This window comes from Halomonas sp. BC04, from assembly GCF_000568385.1.
Window position 1 is genome coordinate 1 of the sequence record NZ_AZQX01000243.1, and the last position, 20,241, is coordinate 20,241.

Annotated in this window: 19 protein-coding genes and 6 pseudogenes; 6 read left to right on the plus strand and 19 right to left on the minus strand. The window is 63.6% G+C overall.

Translation table 11 applies throughout. The annotated features are described in order from the left end of the window. Together Q427_RS16740 and purU are read right to left on the minus strand one after the other, a co-directional pair. Positions 1-456 (minus strand): energy-coupling factor ABC transporter permease (locus Q427_RS16740; protein WP_043516053.1); only part of this gene is annotated, 456 nt, incomplete at its 3' end. 38 nt (positions 457-494) lie between these two features. After that, entirely contained in the window at positions 495-1,349 is an 855-nt protein-coding gene (gene purU, locus Q427_RS16745; RefSeq protein WP_043516023.1) for a formyltetrahydrofolate deformylase, read from the minus strand. Positions 1,350-1,598: 249 nt separating this feature from the next. Between purU and Q427_RS16750 the strand changes: the two are divergent. Then, positions 1,599-3,190: pseudogene (locus tag Q427_RS16750) on the plus strand (ribonuclease J). 7 nt (positions 3,191-3,197) lie between these two features. Here Q427_RS16750 and Q427_RS16755 read toward each other — a convergent pair. The 9 genes and pseudogenes from Q427_RS16755 to mobA all read right to left on the minus strand — a co-directional run bounded on the left by Q427_RS16755 (position 3,198) and on the right by mobA (position 8,455). Further along, positions 3,198-3,581: an H-NS family histone-like protein gene (locus Q427_RS16755; protein ID WP_155833599.1), complete on the minus strand. Its 384-nt coding sequence runs from the start codon at positions 3,579-3,581 to the stop codon at positions 3,198-3,200. A gap of 149 nt (positions 3,582-3,730) precedes the next feature. Then, on the minus strand, positions 3,731-4,729 hold the full coding sequence (moaA, locus tag Q427_RS16760) for a GTP 3',8-cyclase MoaA (protein WP_043516026.1): 999 nt from the start codon (positions 4,727-4,729) through the stop codon (positions 3,731-3,733). Further along, positions 4,713-5,195 (minus strand): molybdopterin synthase catalytic subunit MoaE, encoded by a 483-nt coding sequence (gene moaE / locus Q427_RS16765; protein WP_043516029.1) that lies wholly within the window; start codon positions 5,193-5,195, stop codon positions 4,713-4,715. The genes moaA and moaE overlap by 17 nt, the downstream gene beginning before the upstream one ends. Position 5,196: 1 nt before the next feature. Next, positions 5,197-6,006 carry a cyclic pyranopterin monophosphate synthase MoaC gene (gene moaC / locus Q427_RS16770; protein ID WP_043516031.1) on the minus strand — a complete coding sequence of 270 codons (810 nt, stop codon included), beginning with the start codon at positions 6,004-6,006 and terminating at the stop codon, positions 5,197-5,199. Further along, positions 6,003-6,380 carry a hypothetical protein gene (locus Q427_RS36355; protein ID WP_331280649.1) on the minus strand — a complete coding sequence of 126 codons (378 nt, stop codon included), beginning with the start codon at positions 6,378-6,380 and terminating at the stop codon, positions 6,003-6,005. Before Q427_RS36355 ends, moaC begins: the two co-directional genes overlap by 4 nt. Then, positions 6,352-6,645, minus strand: a pseudogene (locus tag Q427_RS36360) (molybdopterin-binding protein); the annotation flags it as partial. The gene Q427_RS36355 and the pseudogene Q427_RS36360, both read right to left, overlap by 29 nt. Next, positions 6,584-7,273: a hypothetical protein gene (locus tag Q427_RS36365; protein ID WP_331280648.1), complete on the minus strand. Its 690-nt coding sequence runs from the start codon at positions 7,271-7,273 to the stop codon at positions 6,584-6,586. The gene Q427_RS36365 and the pseudogene Q427_RS36360, both read right to left, overlap by 62 nt. After that, positions 7,270-7,854, minus strand: coding sequence for a molybdopterin-guanine dinucleotide biosynthesis protein B (mobB, locus tag Q427_RS16780; RefSeq protein ID WP_043516033.1), 585 nt, complete (start codon positions 7,852-7,854; stop codon positions 7,270-7,272). The genes Q427_RS36365 and mobB overlap by 4 nt, the downstream gene beginning before the upstream one ends. Further along, positions 7,851-8,455: pseudogene (gene mobA / locus Q427_RS16785) on the minus strand (molybdenum cofactor guanylyltransferase MobA). Before mobA ends, mobB begins: the two are co-directional and overlap by 4 nt. Positions 8,456-8,636: 181 nt before the next feature. Between mobA and Q427_RS16790 the strand changes: the two are divergent. Then, positions 8,637-9,218: a cupin domain-containing protein gene (locus Q427_RS16790; RefSeq protein WP_043516058.1), complete on the plus strand. Its 582-nt coding sequence runs from the start codon at positions 8,637-8,639 to the stop codon at positions 9,216-9,218. Between the two features lie 12 nt (positions 9,219-9,230). Here Q427_RS16790 and Q427_RS16795 read toward each other — a convergent pair whose 3' ends face one another. From Q427_RS16795 to Q427_RS16825, 7 genes and pseudogenes are all read right to left on the minus strand, one after another. After that, a complete protein-coding gene (locus tag Q427_RS16795; RefSeq protein ID WP_043516035.1) occupies positions 9,231-10,475 on the minus strand; it encodes a uracil-xanthine permease family protein in 1,245 nt (414 codons plus the stop codon). Positions 10,476-10,996: 521 nt separating this feature from the next. Further along, a complete protein-coding gene (gene upp, locus Q427_RS16800; protein WP_043516037.1) occupies positions 10,997-11,626 on the minus strand; it encodes a uracil phosphoribosyltransferase in 630 nt (209 codons plus the stop codon). Positions 11,627-11,689: 63 nt separating this feature from the next. Next, the gene (gene ung, locus Q427_RS16805) at positions 11,690-12,385 is read right to left on the minus strand and encodes a uracil-DNA glycosylase (protein WP_043516038.1); all 696 of its coding nucleotides are present in this window, start codon (positions 12,383-12,385) and stop codon (positions 11,690-11,692) included. Between the two features lie 3 nt (positions 12,386-12,388). Then, entirely contained in the window at positions 12,389-12,865 is a 477-nt protein-coding gene (gene gpt / locus Q427_RS16810) for a xanthine phosphoribosyltransferase (RefSeq protein ID WP_043516040.1), read from the minus strand. Between the two features lie 7 nt (positions 12,866-12,872). Beyond that, positions 12,873-13,418, minus strand: coding sequence for an adenine phosphoribosyltransferase (locus Q427_RS16815; RefSeq protein WP_043516042.1), 546 nt, complete (start codon positions 13,416-13,418; stop codon positions 12,873-12,875). 24 nt (positions 13,419-13,442) lie between these two features. After that, positions 13,443-14,748, minus strand: a pseudogene (locus tag Q427_RS16820) (NCS2 family permease). A gap of 222 nt (positions 14,749-14,970) precedes the next feature. Further along, positions 14,971-15,600, minus strand: a complete 630-nt coding sequence (locus Q427_RS16825; protein ID WP_043516044.1) for a riboflavin synthase — start codon at positions 15,598-15,600, stop codon at positions 14,971-14,973. Between the two features lie 426 nt (positions 15,601-16,026). On the opposite strand from Q427_RS16825, the pseudogene Q427_RS16830 reads away from it, so the two are divergent. From Q427_RS16830 to Q427_RS16840, 3 genes and pseudogenes are all read left to right on the plus strand, one after another. Further along, positions 16,027-17,099: pseudogene (locus Q427_RS16830) on the plus strand (methionine ABC transporter ATP-binding protein). After that, positions 17,080-17,732: pseudogene (locus Q427_RS16835) on the plus strand (methionine ABC transporter permease). Before Q427_RS16830 ends, Q427_RS16835 begins: the two co-directional pseudogenes overlap by 20 nt. A 31-nt stretch (positions 17,733-17,763) precedes the next feature. After that, a complete protein-coding gene (locus tag Q427_RS16840) occupies positions 17,764-18,576 on the plus strand; it encodes a MetQ/NlpA family ABC transporter substrate-binding protein (protein WP_043516046.1) in 813 nt (270 codons plus the stop codon). Between the two features lie 224 nt (positions 18,577-18,800). Here the strand turns inward: Q427_RS16840 and Q427_RS16845 are convergent, their stop codons facing one another. Beyond that, the gene (locus tag Q427_RS16845; RefSeq protein ID WP_043516048.1) at positions 18,801-19,100 is read right to left on the minus strand and encodes an MTH1187 family thiamine-binding protein; all 300 of its coding nucleotides are present in this window, start codon (positions 19,098-19,100) and stop codon (positions 18,801-18,803) included. Positions 19,101-19,188: 88 nt separating this feature from the next. Here Q427_RS16845 and Q427_RS16850 point away from each other — a divergent pair, with 88 nt between their 5' ends. Further along, entirely contained in the window at positions 19,189-19,656 is a 468-nt protein-coding gene (locus tag Q427_RS16850; RefSeq protein ID WP_043516051.1) for a GAF domain-containing protein, read from the plus strand. Positions 19,657-20,241 lie beyond the last annotated feature (585 nt).

Here is a 20,241-nt window from a genome sequence, read left to right on the forward strand (position 1 = left end):
GCCGGTGCCGAGTGTGGCAAGCGCTGCGCCGAAGAAGCCGCAGACAAAGAGAAAGACCATCAGGTTGTCCGGCAGGCGCCGATCCACCAGGCGCCAGACTATCACGGTGATGACAACGGGTATCACACCGGTAATCAGCACGTTGATCCCCAATAGCGGCCAGGCAGTCTTGCCGAGGAGGACCAGGGCCAGGTTGGCAAGCAGGTTGGTGATCATCGCCAGGGGCGCCTTGAAGATCAGCGTGAGCAGCGCCGTGAAGATCAGGTGCAGCGTCAGCCAGTCCACGGCCTGGGCGCGCAGTTGCCAAAGCAACACCACGGCGACGGTTGCCGCCAGCCAGCGGTGCTGCAACGCCCTGTCCGCAAGCAGCGTCGCCCAGGGCCGCTGGGCCAGGGCCAGGCCCATGACGCCCAGCGCCAGCACACCGCAGGCGATCAACAGCCAGGGCGCCAGCATGGCTCGGAAAACGACATGTTCGCCTCCTGCTTGCAGGCTCAGGCAAAGACGACCGTCTTGTTGCCGTGGATGAGCACGCGATCCTCCAGATGCCAGCGCAGCCCCCGCGCCAGCACGGCCTTCTCGACATCGCGGCCGAACCGAACCAGATCCCCCGGGGTATGACAGTGACTGACCCGATGGATGTCCTGCTCGATGATGGGGCCCGCATCCAGCTCCTCGGTCACATAGTGGCAGGTGGCCCCAATCAGCTTGACCCCCCTGTCGTGGGCCTGATGATACGGGCGCGCGCCGGCAAACGACGGCAGGAAGCTGTGATGGATATTGATCACCCGACCGGCGTAACGCTGGCAAAGGCTGGGCGGCAGAATCTGCATGTAGCGCGCCAGCACCACCGTGTCGGCCTCCAGCGCCTCCACCTGAGCCTCCATCTCGGCAAATGCTGCGGCCTTGTCGACAGCATCAACGGGCACGTGAAAATAAGGCAGCCCATGCCACTCCACCATTCCCCGCAAGTCGGGATGGTTGGAGATCACGCCGACAATGTCGCCTTCCATCTCCCCGGCGGTCCAGCGGTAGAGCAGGTCCACCAGGCAGTGGGATTCACGTGACACCATGACCACTACACGCTGCCGCCGGCGCGTATCGCGCAGCGCCCAGTCCATCTCGAATTCCCGCGCCACCGGTTCAAAAGCGTTTCGCAGCTCGTCCCCCGTCATGGCGATGGAATCGGAAAGGATTTCATAGCGCATGAAGAAGCGGCCCGACGCCAGGTCGGAGTGCTGGCTCGCCTCGGTGATGGAGCCGCCATGGCCGGAAATGAAGCCGGAGACACGGGCCACGATGCCGCGGCGATCGGGACAGGAGACGACCAGACGGTAGTAGTGTGACATGGGCAACCATCGACTTGCTGAGCGTGGATCGGAGAGCGCGCATTGTAGCGAACTCGCGGGCACGAGACACGTCGAAAAGGGATACGGGGGCCCTGGAGCCTGCATTGTGATAGGCCGCGACGATCCCGTATAGTGAAGATTCCATTGCCAGAACATGAAGTGCCGATGATTGCATCCAGCGCCACCATTCGCCCGCGCCGTAGAAAACCGCTTCATTTCCTGCCACTGGGCGGTTGTGGTGAGATAGGCATGAACCTGGGGCTCTACGGTCATGCCGACGAATGGATCGCCGTCGATTGCGGCATGATGATCCGCCAGGACCTTCCCGATAGCCCGCTTCAGGTTCCCAGCCTGGATACCGCCGACGCCTGGGGATTACGCCCTCCGCCCTGATCATCACCCATGGCCATGAAGATCATATCGGTGCCGCCGCCTGGCTATGGCCAAGGTGGCAATGTCCGGTGCATGCCACTCCGTTGGCGGCCGGACTGCTCCGGGCCAAGTTCACCGAGCGCGGCCTGACCACCGATGCCATCCAGGTGATCGACCCGGGGGAGGCGCTGGAAACGGGGCCCTTCACCCTGCGCTACCTGCCACTGACCCACTCCATACCGGAGAGCTGTGCACTGTTGATCGCCGCGGGTGGCTATCGAGTGCTCCATACCGGCGACTGGAAGCTCGACCCCGAACCCTTGATCGGCCACCCCGTGAAGGGCTCCCTTTTCCAGGCCCTGGCGCCGGTGGATCTGGTCGTGGGGGATTCCACCAACGCCCCCCTCCCCGGCCACTCGCGCAGCGAGGGAGAAGTGGCGCGTGCCCTTGAGCATCGGCTAAACCAGTGCACCGGGCGGGTGGTGGTCTCCTGCTTCGCCAGCAACCTGGCCAGGGTGCTGGCCATTGCGCTGGCCGCTGAACGCTGTGGCCGCCGGGTTAGCCTGATGGGGCGGGCCATGGAGCGCATGGTGGGAGTGGCTCGCGGTCTTGGCTATCTGGACGACATGCCACCGCTGGTCCCGGTCAGAGACCTCGGCTATCTGCCCCCGGAAGAGGTGCTGGTCATCGCCACCGGCAGCCAGGGCGAACCTCGCGCGGCGCTGAGCCGCCTGGCCAACGACAGGCACAGCAGCCTCGAATTGAACCCGGGCGATACCGTGATCTTCTCGGCCAAGGCGATTCCCGGCAATGAGCCGCAGATCGAACGCCTCAAACATGGACTCAGGCGTCTCGGTGTCGCCATCTGGGATGAATTCAATCATCCGGAACTGCATGCCTCCGGCCATCCGGCCCAGGAGGAGCTGCGTATCTTCTATGGCTGGATCAAACCGAAACACCTTCTGCCGGTACATGGGGAACCCCAGCATCAGCGCGCCCATCGAGCGCTCGCCGAAACCCTCGGTATCGAAGCGCCGCTTGCCCCTGTCAATGGCGACCTGATTCGCCTGGATGCCGATGGACTTACCCTGGAGGCTCGCCACCCCCAGCGCCCTTGCATCGTCAGCCAGAATGCCGTCACGCCACTGCCGGGGTTGGCCGCCGAACGTGGTTCCTCTCGTCACGGCATTCTGCATCTCGCACTGCCGATCGCATCGACCGGCCCGGGCTGGACACGAATCGGACGATTGATGCTGGATGCACACCGAGTCAGCGCGCTTGATGAGGATGCCCTCGCCGACTGGCTGGACGAACGACTGGAGGAGTTACACGCCGAAAGCCTGGCGGATCTGCGCCTGGCACTGCAGCCCATGCTGACATCCTGGCTGGCGGATCACCTGCGCCAGTTGCCGGATATACATCTCCAGTTACTGGCGGTGGAAGCCCCGGCATTTGGTGAAAAAGACTGACCGTGCGTCAAGCCAGGCGGAAAAGGGCACGAGGGAGATAGCTCAAGCCCCCCCGCACCTCACGTGCCAAATCGCCAGGTAAAGCGGCTACTGAGCGATCATGAGCCCCTGCGTTCTTCTTCGGTGGACGCCCACGTTTACGACGCGGCGGCTCACCCACGAGATCTTCCACAGAAAGGCCGGCATCGCTCATGGCCTCGCGGATCTCGGCCAGCTTCCGCTCCTTGTCCGCCTCCTCCTTTTCGCGAAGCTTGTCTTCTTCTTTTTTCTGCTCGATTACCTCACCAATGACATCGGAGAGCTTATTCAACTGCTCCATGCTCAACTGGCGAGCGGCAGCACGAGCCACGTTCTTGTTACGGGCGATGCGCTCCAGGGTTTCGCTGGACATTGGCCTCCTCCATACATAATTCAACGAGCAAGCTGAATGGCTTACTCGTCAAAAGTATATGTGGTGATGACCAATTGGCAAGAAATGAACAAGCGGAGTTGCGACTTTTTACTTGAAATTAGCTGCGAAAAAAAAGGATAAGGGGGGAGTTATCCGCCCGTCATGTTCATGAAGCGCACAACCTGAACATCGCCGTCGGTCGTAAAATGGTGGCGCTCGGGCTTGAGGGGCAGGGCTTCGACGATGGCTTTCTTCAAGGCGTCGATATCGCCGGGATGACGGCGAAGTACGGCACGCAGATCGACGGAATGTTCATTACCCAGGCAGAGCAACAGCCGGCCTTCGACGGTCACCCTGACCCTATTACAGGTCGCACAGAAGTTGTGGCTGTGCGGTGAGATGAATCCCACTCTCGAGTCACTGTCTGCCATGCGAAAGTAACGCGACGGGCCCAGCGTGGACTCCGTAGTCGGAATCAGCGGGTGACGCGCCTCGATCAGGTCTTGGACTTCGTCGCTGGAACAGAAGGTTTCGGCACGGGAGTGGTCCGAGACATCGCCCAGCGGCATCTCCTCGATGAAGCTGATATCGAGCCCTTCGGCGCGAGCGAAGTCGACCAGATCAACCACTTCGTCGTCATTGCGTCCCTTGAGTACCACGGCATTGAGCTTGATGCGCTCGAAGCCTGCCGCCTTTGCCGCGCGGATGCCGTCCAGCACACGGCCCAGATCACCGGTTCGGGTCAATTGACGAAAACGCTCGACATCGAGGGTATCGAGACTGATATTGAGCCGCTTGAGCCCCGCATCCCGCAGGCGCTGGGCATGTTTTACCAGGCCGGCCCCATTGGTGGTCATGGCGAAATCCCTGAGCCCGGGCAGGCTACCAATGTCCTCGACGAGGCGGTCGATATCTCGTCTGACCAGGGGTTCGCCCCCCGTGAGGCGTACCTTTTCCACCCCCATTTCCACGAAGGCCCGCGCCACAGTCCCCAGCTCCTCCAGCGTGAGAACCTGGGCCCGTGGCAGGAAGGTCATCTCCTCGCTCATGCAATAGACGCAGCGAAAGTCGCAGCGATCCGTCACGGAGATGCGCACATAACGGACACGTCTGCCAAAGTCGTCGATCAGCTCAGAGGCTGTTGTCATTATCGCCCTCCCAGCGGCTGGCATCCTGATGATCGGATTCGCGTTCTGCGACCCAGTAGTCGCCCGAGACACTGTGCTCCTTTTTCCAGAACGGTGCACGGGTCTTGAGATAGTCCATGATGAAATCACAGGCCTCGAAGGCCTCGCGGCGATGTGCGCTGGCCACGACTACCAGTACGATAGGATCTCCCGGCGTCATGCGTCCAACACGATGAATGAGGCGGACACCCTGAAGCGGCCAGCGCATCTCGGCCTCGGTGACGATGTCGCTCAGCGCCGACTCGGTCATGCCCGGATAGTGTTCGAGGGTCAGTGCCGTGACGTCGGGGCGCTCATTGAAGTCGCGCACCAGGCCGGTAAAGCTGACCACGGCACCGATATCGGAACGATCTGCCAGCAATCGCTGCTGCTCAACTCCCGCATCGAAGGGCTCATGCCGAACCTGCACCTTGGCTTCCTGCACCATATCAGCCCCCCGTGACCGGTGGAAAGAAGGCGATTTCATCTTCATTGGTGATGGGCGTACTGTCCAGCGCCATTACCTGGTTGACGGCACAGAGGACGCGTCCCTCGGAGAGGCGTGCGAAGCGCTTGTCCCGCTGGACCAGTGCCGCCTTCAAGCCGCCCACATCGGCACTTTCGAGGCTATCCAGCGGCAGGGAGAGCTCGCTCACACCAAGTCGTTCACGCAGCTCGGCGAGGAACTTGACCCGCAGACACGGGTTCTCGATATCGCAGCGCGTCCCCACGGAGACCTGACCCACCACCCCCTCACCGGTGACGATCGGTGCCGGTGCGGCGGTCATGTCACGGTAATAGTCCCCGGACTTGCCCCCGGTCTTGGTGTCGAGGTGGATACCGCCGATCTCCATGTCCTTGTCCACCGCCTTGCACATGTCATAAAGCGTCAGGCAGGCCACTGAAACGGCGGTCAAGGCCTCCATTTCGACACCGGTGCGGCCGTTGAGCCGGCAAGTGGCATTCACCTCGACCCGAGACGCGGCCTCGTCAAGGCGAAATGCGATGCTGACCTTGGACAGTGCCAATGCATGACACAGAGGGATCAACTCATGGGTCCGCTTGGCTGCCTGGATGCCGGCGATTCTGGCCGTCGCCAGCACGTCACCCTTGGGCAGGCCACCTTCACTGAGCAACGCCAGCGTTTCCGGCTTCATCTGGATATAGCCGGAAGCGCTCGCCTCACGGCGGCTTTCCGGCTTGTCGGCGACGTCCACCATATGGGCTTCGCCACGTTGATTAAGATGGGTCAGTGTCATGAAGGGTTGCCTCGGCAGATATCAGCAAACGGTTGTATGGTGACGGCCTCACCCTGCGCAATGGTCTCGCAGTCGGCGGTAATCTCGATCAAACAGTTGGCGGCCACCATGGAAGAGAGAATGCCAGACCCCTGGTGGCCAGTGCTGCGGACGTGGAGCTGCCCGCGGGGATCGCAGTGAAAGACGCCCCGCAGGAAATCGACGCGCCCCCTCCGGCTTGGCAGGTCGCACTCCGCCAGGGCCGTGAGCCGACAGGGGTCCGGTGTTGGGGCAGCCCTGAAGCTGCCTGAGCATCGGCGCCACGAATTGCAGGAAGGTGACCATAGCCGCCACCGGATTCCCGGGCAGGCCAAGGAACGGCGTACCCTGGGCACCGAGCCGCCCGCAAGCCAGAGGCCGGCCGGGACGAATGGCAATCTTCCAGAACCCCAGCTCCCCCACCGCCGCCAGCGCCGCGCGAACCTGGTCGGCCTCGCCCACCGAAACGCCGCCGCTGGTGATGACCAGATCGGCATCCTGCGCGGCGTCGGCCAGGGCGGCGATCATGACCTCGCGATCATCGGGCAGGATGCCGAGATCACAAACCTCCCCTCCGTGCTCGGCGATCAGCCTGCCAGAGCAAAACGGTTGGCGTCGAATATTCCGGCTGAAGGCAGCGGTTCGCCCGGCGGGTGACCTCGTCTCCCGTGGAGAAGACGGCCACCCGGGGCCGCCGACGGACAAGGGCCTGCGCCATGCCCAGCGACGCCAGCAAGCCCAGCTCGGCAGCACCCAGCCGGGTGCCGGCGGCAAGGGCGACGGCGCCTCGGACAATGTCCTCGCCGGCCAGGCGTACGTTCTGCCCCCTGCGCACCGACTCGGGATGGATCACTCGAACCCGGTTCTCATGGAGGTCGATCTGCTCGCGCATGATGACCGTATCGGCCCCCGGCGGCAGTGGCGCACCCGTGGTGATCCGCACGCACTCGCCGATTGCCAGCGGTGACTCATGCCGATGACCGGCCAGCACCTCACCCGCCAGCATCCAGCCATCGGGGCGCCGGGCAACGGCTTCGGGCCAGGCCAGGGCAATGCCATCCATGGCACTGTTGGTGTTCTGGGGCACGTCGATGGGCGAGACGAGGGACTGGGCGAGGACCCGGCCGTGAAGAAGCGTCAGGGGCCGCCACTCGTCGCCCAGAGGGCGCGGCACCAATTCGAGAACGGCAGATCTCGCCTCGTCCACCGTCAGCATGCGCTCGCCGAAGTCGAAACAGGAGAGGCTCATGGTGCGAGCACCTCCCGCGGCGAGCGCTCCGTGGGCCAGCGAGCCGGCCAGGCGGCCACCCAGTCGACGAGTGACGCCAGGTCATCGAGGGGCAGCGATTCGACCCCCGTCGGTAACGTCAGCGGTGTGGCACTGGCCACCGCCTTCACCCAGGGGTCCTCGGCGACCCGCAGGGGCTTGCCGACCTCCTCACGGTACAGCTCCAGCTTGGGCAGCGGCCAGGCCTTGAAGCCCTCCACCAGCACCAGGTCGGGACGCTGGGGACGTATCATCTCGATCAGTGTCGCCAGGTCGGCCTCCTCCTGGTGCGGCGTTTCCATCATCAGTGCCAGGCGCGTCCGGGAGGCCACCAGCATGGGCGATGCCCCCGCCATTCGCAGCCGGTGGCTGTCCTTTCCCGGCTGGTCGACCTCGAAGGCGTGATGCGCATGCTTGATCACGGCGACACGCAGGCCACGCGCGGTCAAGGCCGGCAGCAGCCGCTCCAGCAGCGTGGTCTTGCCTGTTCCGCTCCAGGCCGCAATGCCCAGCAGTGGCAATCCGACATCGAGCGGCAGAGGGGCGTGGATCACGGCACTCATCCGGTCTGGGCCTCCTGGTCAAGGCGCGCCTGGAGACGCTGCTTGTCTTCCTCGGTATTCAGATTGGCGAAGCTTGCCGGACAGTCGCTGAAGTCGACACGATACCAGTCATGGCGAGCGTACCAGCGATCGATCTTGCGCTCGCCACCGGTCAGGGCCGCCTCGAGGTCATCGGCCAGGGAAACCCGCAGCAGTGCCACCACCGGATGCAGGCGCTCACCGTCATGGGCCACGGCGATATCTCCTTCACCGATACCCGCCACCATGCGCTCGACGAGATCCATGGGGAGCGCCGGGGTATCACAGGGTACCACCAGCAGCCAGGGGGTCTCGGCGGTACGCAGGCCGGTGTATATCCCCATCAGTGGCCCTGGTAGTCACCCTCGATGTCGGCAACCACCCGATCGGCCAGGCTGCGGTAGATTTCGTGATGCCGATTGGCATTGATCCATACGTTGGCCACCCTGCCCTCGAGACGCTCGCGCACATGGGTTACCAGCGGCCTACCGGCGAAAGGCTCCAGCCCCTTGTCCCGACCACCCATGCGCCGCCCCTGACCACCGGCCAGGATCAGTCCTGTCACGTCGTGCCTCGGGTTCATCTTCGCTCCTGCTGCACATTTCGGAATGATTCCCATGATGCACTAGCCGGCTCCACGGTGCCACGGCGAGCCGCCGCGGACGGGGCTTACCATGATACGAGTCACGCCCGATGGTTATGCAAGGGATCGCCAACGGGTATGATATGTCAAACAAATCGAACGGACCCGACGGAAGCGGATGATGGAAGCATTGAATGTAGGTACTCGGCTACGCGAACTGCGCAAGGCACGTCAGCTCTCGCAGCGTGAGCTGGCCAAACGGGCCGGCGTCACCAACAGCACCATCTCGCTGATCGAGCAGAACAGCGTCAGCCCCTCGGTGAGCTCGCTCAAGAAGATTCTCGACGCCCTGCCAGTCTCGATCAGCGCCTTCTTCGCCGGCGACGAGCCCGCGCCGCCCCGCGCCTTCTACTCCGCGGACGAACTCACCGAGATCGGCGACGGCAATCTTTCCTGGCGGCTGGTGGCGGCACGTCGCCCGGAACGCAGCATCTCGATCATCCACGAGCGCTATCCTCCGGGCGCCGATACCGGCTCGGAAATGCTGGAGCACGAAGGCGAGGAAGGTGGCGTGGTAATCTCGGGTGAGATCGAGATCACCGTGGCGGGAGAGGCTCGGGTACTCGGCGCCGGGGACGCCTACTACTTCGACTCGCGGCTGCCCCATCGCTTCCGCAACATCGGCGACGAGGAGTGTATCATCGTCAGCGCCAACTCCCCGCCGACCTTTGCCGAAGGCGGCAGGGAGGTTCACCACGCCTGATTGGCGCCGGCCTCACTCCTCCTCTTCGGCGCCGGGCAACACCCAGTTCAGCACGATGCCGACCAGGGCGGCGAGACTGACGCCCTGGAGGGTGAACTGGCCGCCGCCGAACTGCATGCCACCGATGCCGAAGACCAGGATCAGCGATACCACCACCAGGTTGCGCGGGGCGGTCAGCGAGTGGCCGGCGCGCACCAGGGTGTTCATGCCCACCACGGCAATGGAGCCGAACAGCAGGGTCATGATGCCGCCCATGACCGGTCCCGGGATGGTCTGCAGCAAGGCCCCCAGCTTGGCGACGAAAGCCAGCAGAATGGCGATGAAGGCGGCGACCACCATGATCCTGGGATCGAAAGCCCGGGTCAGGGTCACCGCCCCTGTCACCTCGGAATAGGTGGTGTTGGGCGGCCCTCCGAAGAGCGCCGCCGTGGAAGTGGCCAGGCCATCACCCAGCAGGGTGCGGTGCAGGCCCGGCTTCTCCAGGTAGTTCTTCTTCGTGACCGAACCGATGGCCACCATGTCACCGATATGCTCCACCGCCGGCGCGATGGCCACGGGGATCATGAACAGGATCGCCGCCCAGTGGAAGCTGGGTGCCGTAAAGCCGGGAATCGCCAGCCAGGCGGCATCGTACACCGGCGAGAAATCCACCACCCCCATCAGCAGCGCCAGCGCGTAGCCGCTGACGATACCCCCCATGATGGGGATCAATCGCAGCAGGCCGCGACCGAAAACCGCCAGCACCAGGGTCACCAGCAGGCTGGCCATGGAGAGGAAGATCGCCGGGCCGTAGCCGATGTGGTCACTGGTCTCGCCGGTGGCCATGCTCACCGCCACCGGCGCCAGGGCCAGGCCGATCACCATGATCACCGGCCCCACCACGACCGGCGGCAGCAGTCGATGCAGCCAGCCGGTACCCTTCAGCCGCACCGCCTGGGAGATCAACACATAGACGACACCGGCCGCCATCAGGCCCCCCAGGGTCGCCGAGACACCGAAGCTGGCCACCGACCCCTGGATCGGCGCGATGAAGGCAAATGACGAAGCCAGGAAGACCGGCACCGTGACACGGGTGACGCCGTGGAAGATCAGCGTACCGACACCGGCGGTGAACAGTGCCACGCTGGGGTCGAGGCCGGTGAGCAGCGGCACCAGCACCAGCGCGCCGAAGGCGACGAAGAGCATCTGAGCCCCGGTCAGCAGGGTCTTGGGCAGGGAATCGACCGGCGTCTGAGCCGCCGCCGCTTGTTCGTTCATGGGAATGTTTCCTTCTTGTTTCGTTGCGGTTTGTCGAAGGCGTCCTGGCCAGAAAAACGCCCCTGGATCGCGATCTCAGGGGCGGCGGGCGCAGGCCAACTGCTTTCCTCATCATGATCAGCCCCGCCAGGCGCCTGACGGCGCCAGTCGCGATGGGAACTCGGAGCGCCGAACCGAGCGCTCCTACAGCTGCTTTCTCCACCAACGGTGCCACACCCTTGTTGGAGGAAGCTTCAGCTCACGACTGGAGGCCGCAGGCCTCCCGGCGGGGGTTGCCAATGTTCGCGGCCATCACCAGCGTGGCGGCCTCCGCCGAGGCGCCTGGCGGCGCCAGTCGCGATGGGGACCAGCGCTCCTACAGCTGTCTTCTCTACCAACGGGGCTGCCGCGCTGTAGGAGAAGCTTTAGCTCACGACTGGAGGCCGCAGGACTCCCGGCGGTGTTGCCAATGTTCGCGGCCATCACTAGCGATAGCGTCCTCCACCAGGCGCCTGCTGAGTCTTATGCGTAATCAGGAAAAACTAGCGGGTGCCGAAGATCTTGTCTCCAGCATCACCCAGCCCGGGAACGATATAGCCGTTCTCGTCGAGATGATCGTCGATTCCCGCGGTGTAGATCTCGACCTCCGGGTAAGCATCCTGCACACGCTTGATGCCCTCGGGCGCCGCCACCAGCACGATGACCTTCATGTGCTTGCAGCCGCGATCCCGCAGCATGTCGAGGGTCGCTACCATGGTGCCGCCGGTGGCCAGCATCGGGTCGATGACCAGCGCCATGCGCTCGTCGAGATCTCCGGCAAACTTGGCGAAGTAGGGAACCGGCTCGAGGGTCTCCTCGTCGCGGTAGAGCCCGACCACGCTGACGCGTGCGCTGGGAATCAGATCGGTCACGCCATCGAGCATGCCGAGCCCGGCACGCAGGATGGGCACGATGGTGACCTTCTTGCCCTTGAGCAGCTTCACCGGGATGGGCTTGCCGCTCCAGCCGTCGATCTCCTGGGTCTCGAGTTCAAGATCCTGGGTCGCCTCGTAGGTGAGCAGCTTGGCCAGTTCACCGGCAAGCTCGCGAAAGCTCTTGGTGCTGATGCCCGCTTCGCGCATCAATCCCAGCTTGTGCTGGACCAGTGGATGGTTGATGGCATGAACACTCATGGGCAGACCTCTCAGGCGACGGGTGGGCGGGCGGAGGCATTCTACCTTCATCCGCCGTTGAGGTTAAGGCGCGGATTCGGGCGATTCCGGCAGCTGCCAGTTTATCGGCTCGCGTCCATTCTCCACGAGGAAGGCATTGGCCCGGGAAAAATGGTGATTGCCGAAGAATCCCCGGTGGGCGGAAAGCGGTGAAGGATGTGGCGACTCCAGCACCAGGTGACGCCCGGTATCGACCAGCGCCTTTTTCTGGCGGGCGTGACTCCCCCACAGCAGGAAGACGCTCGGCTCGGCATGGGCGCTGACCGTGGCGATGGCGCTGTCGGTAAAGGTTTCCCAACCCTTGCCACGGTGGGAGCCGGCACTGCCCTGCTCCACCGTCAGCGAGGTATTGAGCAGGAGCACCCCCTGCCGGGCCCAGGGCTCGAGGGTGCCGTGAGCCACCGGCCGGAAACCCACATCGTCAGCCAGTTCCTTGTAGATATTCTTCAACGAAGGCGGCACGGGCACGCCGGGGCGAACCGAGAAGCAGAGGCCGTGGGCCTGATCGGGGCCGTGGTAGGGATCCTGACCCAGGATCACCACCTTGACCCGATCCAGCGGAGTCAGCTCGAAGGCGCGGAACCAGTTGGACGAGTGCGGGTAGATAACCTTCCTGGCCGCCTTCTCGGCGGCCAGGAAATCGCGCAGCGACTGCATGTAGGACGCCTGGAACTCGTCACCGAGCCACCGGCACCAGCTGTCGGGCAACGGGCAGTTCATGACTCAGCGCTTGACCTGATCGACGAGGGGTTCCACATAGGCGATGCCCATGTCCCAGGGGAACTGGATCCAGCAGTCCTGGGCCACCTCGGTGAGATACTGATCCACCAGCGGGCGCCCCTCCGGCTTGGCGTATACGGTCACGAAGTGCGCCTTGGGCATCATCTCGCGCACCTTGCGTGCCGTCTTGCCGGTATCGACCAGGTCGTCGACCAGTAGCCAACCTTCGCCGTCATGGTCGACGCCCTTCAGCACCTCGAGCCCGCCCTGGCTCATGCGGTCGTAGCTGCTGATGCAGACGGTGTCGATCAGCCTGACGTTGAGCTCGCGGGCGATCAGCGCCGCCGGGATGAGTCCACCCCGGGTGATGGCGACGATACCCTTGAAGTCACGCTCCACCAGCCGATGGCAGAGCTCACGGACGTCGCGATGAAGCTGGTCCCATGAGACGGTGAAGTGCTGGTGATACCGGTTGCTCATGGCTTCCTCACTCGTCTTCATTGAAGGAGCAGACCGAGAAGACGCCGAAGCCGGCTTCGCGGATCCTGCTTGACCCACCGATCTGGGGCAGGTCGATGATGGTGGCGGTCTCGACCACCTGACCGCCGGAACGGGTGATCAGCTTGGCGGCGGCCAGCATGGTGCCGCCGGTGGCGATCAGATCGTCCATGAGCAGTATCCGGTCCCCCTGTCGGAACGCATCGGAGTGCAGCTCCACCTCGCTCTTGCCGTATTCCAGCGTATAAGTCTCGCTGATGGTCCTGAACGGCAGCTTGCCCTTCTTGCGCACCGGTACGAAGCTGCAGCCGAGCTCGTAGGCCACCGGCGCGCCGATGATGAAGCCACGGGCGTCGATGGCGGCAATGGCATCGAGTTCCATGTCCTGGTAGCGATGCACGAAGCTGTCGATCAGCTTGCGAAAGGCCGAGCTGTTCTGCAGCAGCGGGGTGATGTCGCGGAAGTTGATCCCCGGCTGAGGCCAGTCGGGGACGGTTCGGATCACGGACTTGATGTAGTCGCCGTAGATACTCATTGCAGCTCTCGGTGAGGAGGATGATCAGTCAAGGAACAGGAATTTCAGCACGAACAGGATCGCCAGGATGACCACGGCCGGATTGAGGTCCCGGAAACGTCCTGACAGTGCCTTGATCGCGGCATAGCTGATGAAGCCCAGCGCGATCCCTTCGGCGATCGAGAATGTCAGCGGCATGGCCAGGGCGGCGATCAGCACCGGTGCGGCATCGGTGGGATCCTCCCAGTTGGCGTGGGCCAGGCTGCCGGCCATCAGGACGGCCACGTAGAGCAGCGCTCCGGCGGTGGCATAGGCCGGAATCGAACCCGCCAGCGGCGCGAAGAACAGGCTGATCAGGAACAGCACCGCCACGACCACGGCGGTGAGCCCGGTGCGCCCGCCGGAAGCGATGCCTGCCGTGGATTCAATGTAGCTGGTGGTGGTCGAGGTGCCCAGCGCGGCACCGGCCATGGAGGCCCCACTGTCGGCCATCATGGCGCGATTCAGGCGCGGCAGCTTGCCGTCCTTGTCCAGCAGGCCACCGCGATGCGCCACGCCCACCAGTGTGCCGGAGGTATCGAACAGGTCGACGAACAGGAAGGCGAAGATCACGCTGAGCATGGCGATATCCAGCGCGCCCATCAGGTCCATGGCCATGAAGGTCGGCGCAATGGAGGGGGGCATGGACATCATCCCGCCGTACTCGTTATGGCCCAGCACGATGGCCAGCACGGTGATCCCCAGGATGCCGATCATCACGCGCGCCGGTGATCTTCAGGTAGGCCATGGCGGTGATGACGAAGAAGCCCAGCAGCGCATAGATGGCCGGCGGCTCGGAGAGATCGCCCAGCGCCACGTAAGTCGCCGGGTTGGAGACCACGATGCCAGCATTCTTCAGCGCGATCATCGCCAGGAACAGGCCAATGCCGGCGGCGATGCCCAGACGCAGCGAGAGCGGAATGGAGTTGATGATCCATTCACGGATCTTGAAGATGCTCAGCAGGAAGAAGCAGAAGCCCGAGAAGAACACGGCACCCAGCGCCGCCTCCCAGGTATAGCCCATGCCCAGCACCACGCCGTAGGTGAAGAAGGCGTTGAGTCCCATGCCCGGCGCCTGGGCGATGGGATAGTTGGCCCACAGCCCCATGATAAGACAGCCGACGGCTGCCGCCAGGCAGGTCGCCACGAAGACGGCGCCGTAGTCCATGCCCGCTTCGGAGAGAATGCTGGGGTTGACGAAGATAATGTAGGCCATGGTCAGGAAGGTGGTGATCCCGGCAATGACCTCGGTCTTCACGCTGGTATTGTGCTCGGTCAGCTTGAAGTGATTGTCGATCAGTTTATTCAGCATTGGAGGCATTCCTGCGCACTTGTTCTGGTTATCGTCCAGGGAGGGCGAGAAAAGCGGCACATGGTACCCAAAGGTGGCCTGTGATGCGAGGCGATCCTTGCCGCCACGGACCGCTTTTCTCACTCTTTTCGTTTCGCTCTTCCCTTTTTAAGCAAACGCCAGGCCATCTACCAGCGCCCCCACCAACGGAAACTTGACGAAACGGTCAATCGAACGCTGCCATCAAGCCCCACGGGCGGCCAGCACGCGCTCCACGGTTTCAACGATCGCCTGCGTCTGAGGATCGATCTCGATATTGACCCGTTCACCGGGCACACGATCCACCAGAATGGTGCGTGCCAGCGTCTCGGGTATCAGGTCGACGCAGAATCGTGGGCCATGGTCGACGTTGGCGGCTCGAACATCACCGATGGTCAAGCTGATGCCGTCGACACCGATATAACCCTTGGCAAAGAGGAAGCGGCCCAGGCCGTGGGGAACCTCGAACCAGAGCCGGCGGTTGTTGGGGGCCTCGTCCAGTTCAACCAGTTCGGCCATGGCCATGACGTGACCGGACATGGCATGCCCGCCGATTTCGTCACCGAAGCGCGCCGCCCGCTCGATATTGACCCGATCCCCCACCCGAAGAGCGCCCAGGTTGGTCACTTTCAGTGTCTCGCGCATCAGATCGAAGCGGACCTGCTCGCCCTCGATGGCCGTCACGGTCAGGCAGACACCGTTGTGAGAGACGGAGGCACCGGGCTCCAGCCCCTGGCGCAGCTCATCGGAAAGAACCACGACATGGGTACGGAAGGCCTCGGCCTCCTCGATCGCCACGATTTCCGCCGTGCCCTGAACGATACCTGTGAACATGGAGTTTCCTCGTGCAGCTCCCGGGCGGGAGGTTGAGATAGGGGTTGAGACAGGGCTGGCAGTGTAGGAAGTCGCGGGGCTCGCGTCTATCCGGCGTCTTCCCACCCTCCGGACTCAAGCCAGAAAAAGACAGGCAATTCCAACCCCTCACAGCGAATCTTGCTGCCTCATGACCCATCCCTGCGCAAGAATCACCACCCCGATTGACAGCGTACGTCTTTGGTCGTAGCATTGGCCGTCACATTTAAAGGCGCCGATTTGTACCCGGATTGCGGGCGCCCATGGCGAAAGTGCTTTCGAGCGCTCTTCGACATGAAGTGCAGCTAAAAGGGTGTGTCCAGCGTTGATGGCCACCCGTCAGGGTGGCCTTTTTTTGGGCACCCCACTGCTCGCCCCGCAATGAAACGGCCTGTCAGTGGAAGCCAGATGATCACTTTACGCAACGTCTCCAAGACCTACCATATCAAGGGCGGCCACAAGGATGGCGCTCGAGGCCACGTCAAGGTCGTCGAAGCCCTGAAGAACGCGAACCTCCATGTGCCCCAGGGCAGCATCCACGGCGTGATCGGCCTTTCCGGGGCCGGCAAGTCGACCCTGATTCGCTGCGTCAACCTGCTGGAGCGCCCCACCAGCGGCAGCGTGACGGTGGACGGGCAGGAGATGACTCGCCTCTCCGCCTCGGCCCTGAACCGGGCTCGCCATCGTATCGGCATGATCTTCCAGCACTTCAACCTGCTGACCACGCGCAACGTGTACGACAATATCGCCCTGCCCCTGGAGCTGATGGGCATGAAGCGCACCGCCATCCGCGAGCGCGTGATGCCGCTGCTCGAGCTCACCGGACTGACGGACAAGATCAGCCAGTACCCCGCCCAGCTCTCCGGCGGCCAGAAGCAACGTGTCGCCATCGCCCGGGCCCTGGCCAGCGAGCCGCGGGTATTGCTGTGCGACGAGGCGACCTCCGCCCTCGACCCCCAGACCACGGCTCTATCCTGGAGCTGCTGCGGGACATCAACCAGACGCTGGGCCTGACCATCCTGCTGATCACCCACGAGATGGAGGTGGTCAAGTCGATCTGCCATCGGGTCAGCCTGATATCCGACGGCGAGCTGGTGGAGGAAGCCGATGTGGGTGACTTCTTCACTGCCCCCGGCACGCAGCTGGGCCGTGAATTCCTCAATGACTTCCTGCAGCTGGAACCGCCCAAGGGGCTGGTCGAGCGCCTGGAAGCCGAGCCCGGCGAGCACACCCATCCGGTGGTGCGCCTGACGTTCTCCGGCGATGCCGTCTCCACCCCGCTGATCTCGCGCCTCGCCCGGGACTGCGAAGTCGACGTCAGCATTCTCCAGGCCAAGGTGGAATCGATCCAGGAGCGCACCCTGGGGCTGATGATCGCCGAGCTCCTGGGCCCGGCCGAGAAGACGCGCCAGGCCATCGACTATCTCGAATCCCATGATCTGAACGTGGAGGTGCTCGGCCATGTCCAGCGCGATGATTGATCTCATCATCAAGGCCACCCTGGATACGCTCTACATGGTGGGTGTTTCCGGCTTGCTCGCGGCGCTGTTCGGCGTTCCGCTGGGCGTGATGCTGTACGTCACGCGGCCGAGGCAGATACTAGCCCGCCCTGCCCTGAACCAGGCGCTTGGCATCGTCACCAATATCGGCCGCTCCATCCCCTTCATCATCCTGATGGTGGCCATTATCCCCTTCACCCGCATGGTGGTCGGCACCTCCATCGGCACCAATGCCGCCATCGTGCCGCTGACCATCGCCGCCATTCCCTTCGTGGCCAGGCTGGTCGAGGGTGCCCTCAACGAGATTCCGCCGGGGCTGGTCGAGGCCGCCCAGTCCATGGGGCCACGCCGGGGCAGATCATCGCCAAGGTGCTGTTGCCCGAGGCCCGCGGCGGCATCATCACCGGCCTGACGATCACCATCGTGACCCTGGTGAGCTATTCGGCCATGGCCGGTGCCGTGGGCGGCGGCGGCCTGGGCGACCTGGGCATCCGCTACGGCTACAACCGCTTCAACCCCACCGTCATGCTGATCACCGTGGCGATCCTGGTGGTCATGGTCCAGGGCTTCCAGAGCCTGGGCGACTACCTGGTGCGCAAATCGGATCGCAAGTAAGAGAAGTCCCCTAAAAGGAAGGAGAGGTTACATGCAAGTCACCCTGACCCGCCTGCTCGGCGCCGCCACACTGGTCGGCGCCACCCTGATCGCCGGCTGCGGCGGAGACGATGCCACCGAGACACGCTCGATCAAGGTCGGCACCATGTCCGGCCCCGAATCCGAGGTGATGGAAGTGGCCGTCCAGATCGCCAGCGAGCGTTACGATCTCGAGGTCGAGATCATCGAGTTCACCGACTACGTCTCGCCCAACGCCGCCCTGGCCGACGGCAGCCTGGATGCCAACGCCTTCCAGCACGAGCCCTACCTGCAGAGCATGGTGGATGATCGCGGCTACGACCTGACGGTTGCCGGCTACACCTTCGTCTATCCCATCGGTGCCTATTCGGAGAAGCACACCGACATCGCAGAGCTGCCGGAGCGTGCCATCATCGCGCTGCCCAACGACCCCACCAACGGTGGCCGCGCGATGATCCTCATGCACAACGCCGGCCTGATCGAGCTGGACGACCCGGAGAACCTCGAGGCGACCCCGGTCAACGTGATCGACAACCCGCACAACTACCGTTTCCGAGAGATCGAAGCGGCCCAGCTGCCGCGGGTCCTGCCCGATGTGGATCTGGCCTTCATCAACAACACCTTCGCCCAGCCTGCCGGCCTGAGCCTGGATGACGCCCTGATCAAGGAGGGCCCCGAGTCCCCCTACGTCAACCTGATCGCCGTGCGCAGCGGCGACGAGGAGCGTGAGGAGATCCAGCAGCTGGTATCGGCCTACCAGAGCGACGAGGTCGCCGCCAAGGCACTGGAACTGTTTGATGGTGGTGCCGTGCCCGGCTGGCAGTAAAGGAAACGCTGCAGAAATGCCTACACGAGCGAATCGCTGCGTTGCGCGGTGCGCGGAATCCTCACATATACCCCATATGCTCCGGTTCCTGTGCGCCGGGCGCCTTGCGCATCATCTCGCTCGGCGATTTGTTCAGCGATTCCTAAAAGCTGGTGTAACAGCTCAGGTAACGACAACGGGCCGACGCATTGCGTCGGCCCGTTTGCTTCGTAGCAGCGGTCCAGTCATTTGATCTTGCCTTCGACCCTGTCGATCCGCCCCTCCAGAGTCTGATCCTTGTCCGTGGCAGTGGCGATTCGCAGCGTGCTGTCGACACGAGGCGCTCCTCTCTCGTGCAGGACATCATGGCAGCGCTGAACGACACGCATCACTTCCTCCCACGACCCTTCGAGATTGGTACCATGGGCATGGAGGCGATAGTTGAGGCCTGCCTCTTCGATCACATCCTCGCAGGCCGCGATGTGAGAAGAGAGAGAGGCTCCTGCTCCTAGGGGGGTGACATTGACATCGGCAACGACTCGCATACTCAATCCTCCTGATCGATCTACGAACATCCCTTTCCGAAACGTAGTGCCGTCCAGGCCATACTTCAACTCGAGCACAGGAGTCCCCATGGCATCGTCCCCGCCTGACTACACCCTGCTGGGCCAGCAGCTCGAAGCCCTTCTCGACAGCCGCGACTGGCTGGCCAACAGCGCCCAGACCTGCGCCTTCATCATGGAGGCGATACCGGAACTCAACTGGGCCGGCTTCTATCTTCAGCGCCGGGATCGCGTGCTGACCCTCGGTCCCTTCCAGGGTAAACCGGCCTGCAACCCCATTCCCTTCGACAAGGGGGTATGTGGTGCTGCCGCCCGCACGCACCAGACCCAGCGCATCGAGGATGTACACGCCATTGCCGACCACATCGCCTGCGATGCTGCCTCCCGCTCCGAACTGGTCGTGCCCATCGTGACCGGGGGCCGCCTGTGGGGCGTGCTCGATCTGGACAGCCCTCGGCGCGGGCGCTTCGACGCCACCGACCAGGCGGGCATCGAGGCATTGGTCTCGGTATTCATGGCACGCACCGACCTGGATTGACCCCAGGGACAGGGAAGCCGCGACAAGAAGACGCCAAAGAGCAAAAGCGAACCCGAATCCTTTACTGCCTCCGCCAAGGCGCCTGACGGCGCCAGTCGCGATGGGGACTCGGAGCGCCGAACCGAGCGCTCCTACAGCTGCTTTTTCCAGCCATGGCAGGCTATTACCTCGTTGTAGGAGGAATCTTCAGATCACGACCGGAGGCCGAAGGACTCCCGGCGGTGTTGCCGGTGCTGGCGATAACGGATAACGCCGCAGCCTCCGCCGAGGCGCCTGGCGGCGCCAGTCGCGATGGGAACCAGCGATCCAACATCGATCCTCTCCACCGACGGTGCCACGATCTGTCGGAGGAAGCTTCAGCTCACGACTGGAGGCCGAAGGACTCCCGGCGGTGTTGCCGGTGCTGGCGATGACCAATAACGCCGCGGCCTCCGCCGGGCGCCTATCGGCGCCAGTCGCGATGGGAACCAGCGCTCCAACAGCGATTTTCTCCACCCATGGTGCCACGCCATCTTGTAGGAGAATCTTCAGATCACGACTGGAGGCCGAAGGCCTCCCGCGGTGTTGCCGGCATTCGCGACGACA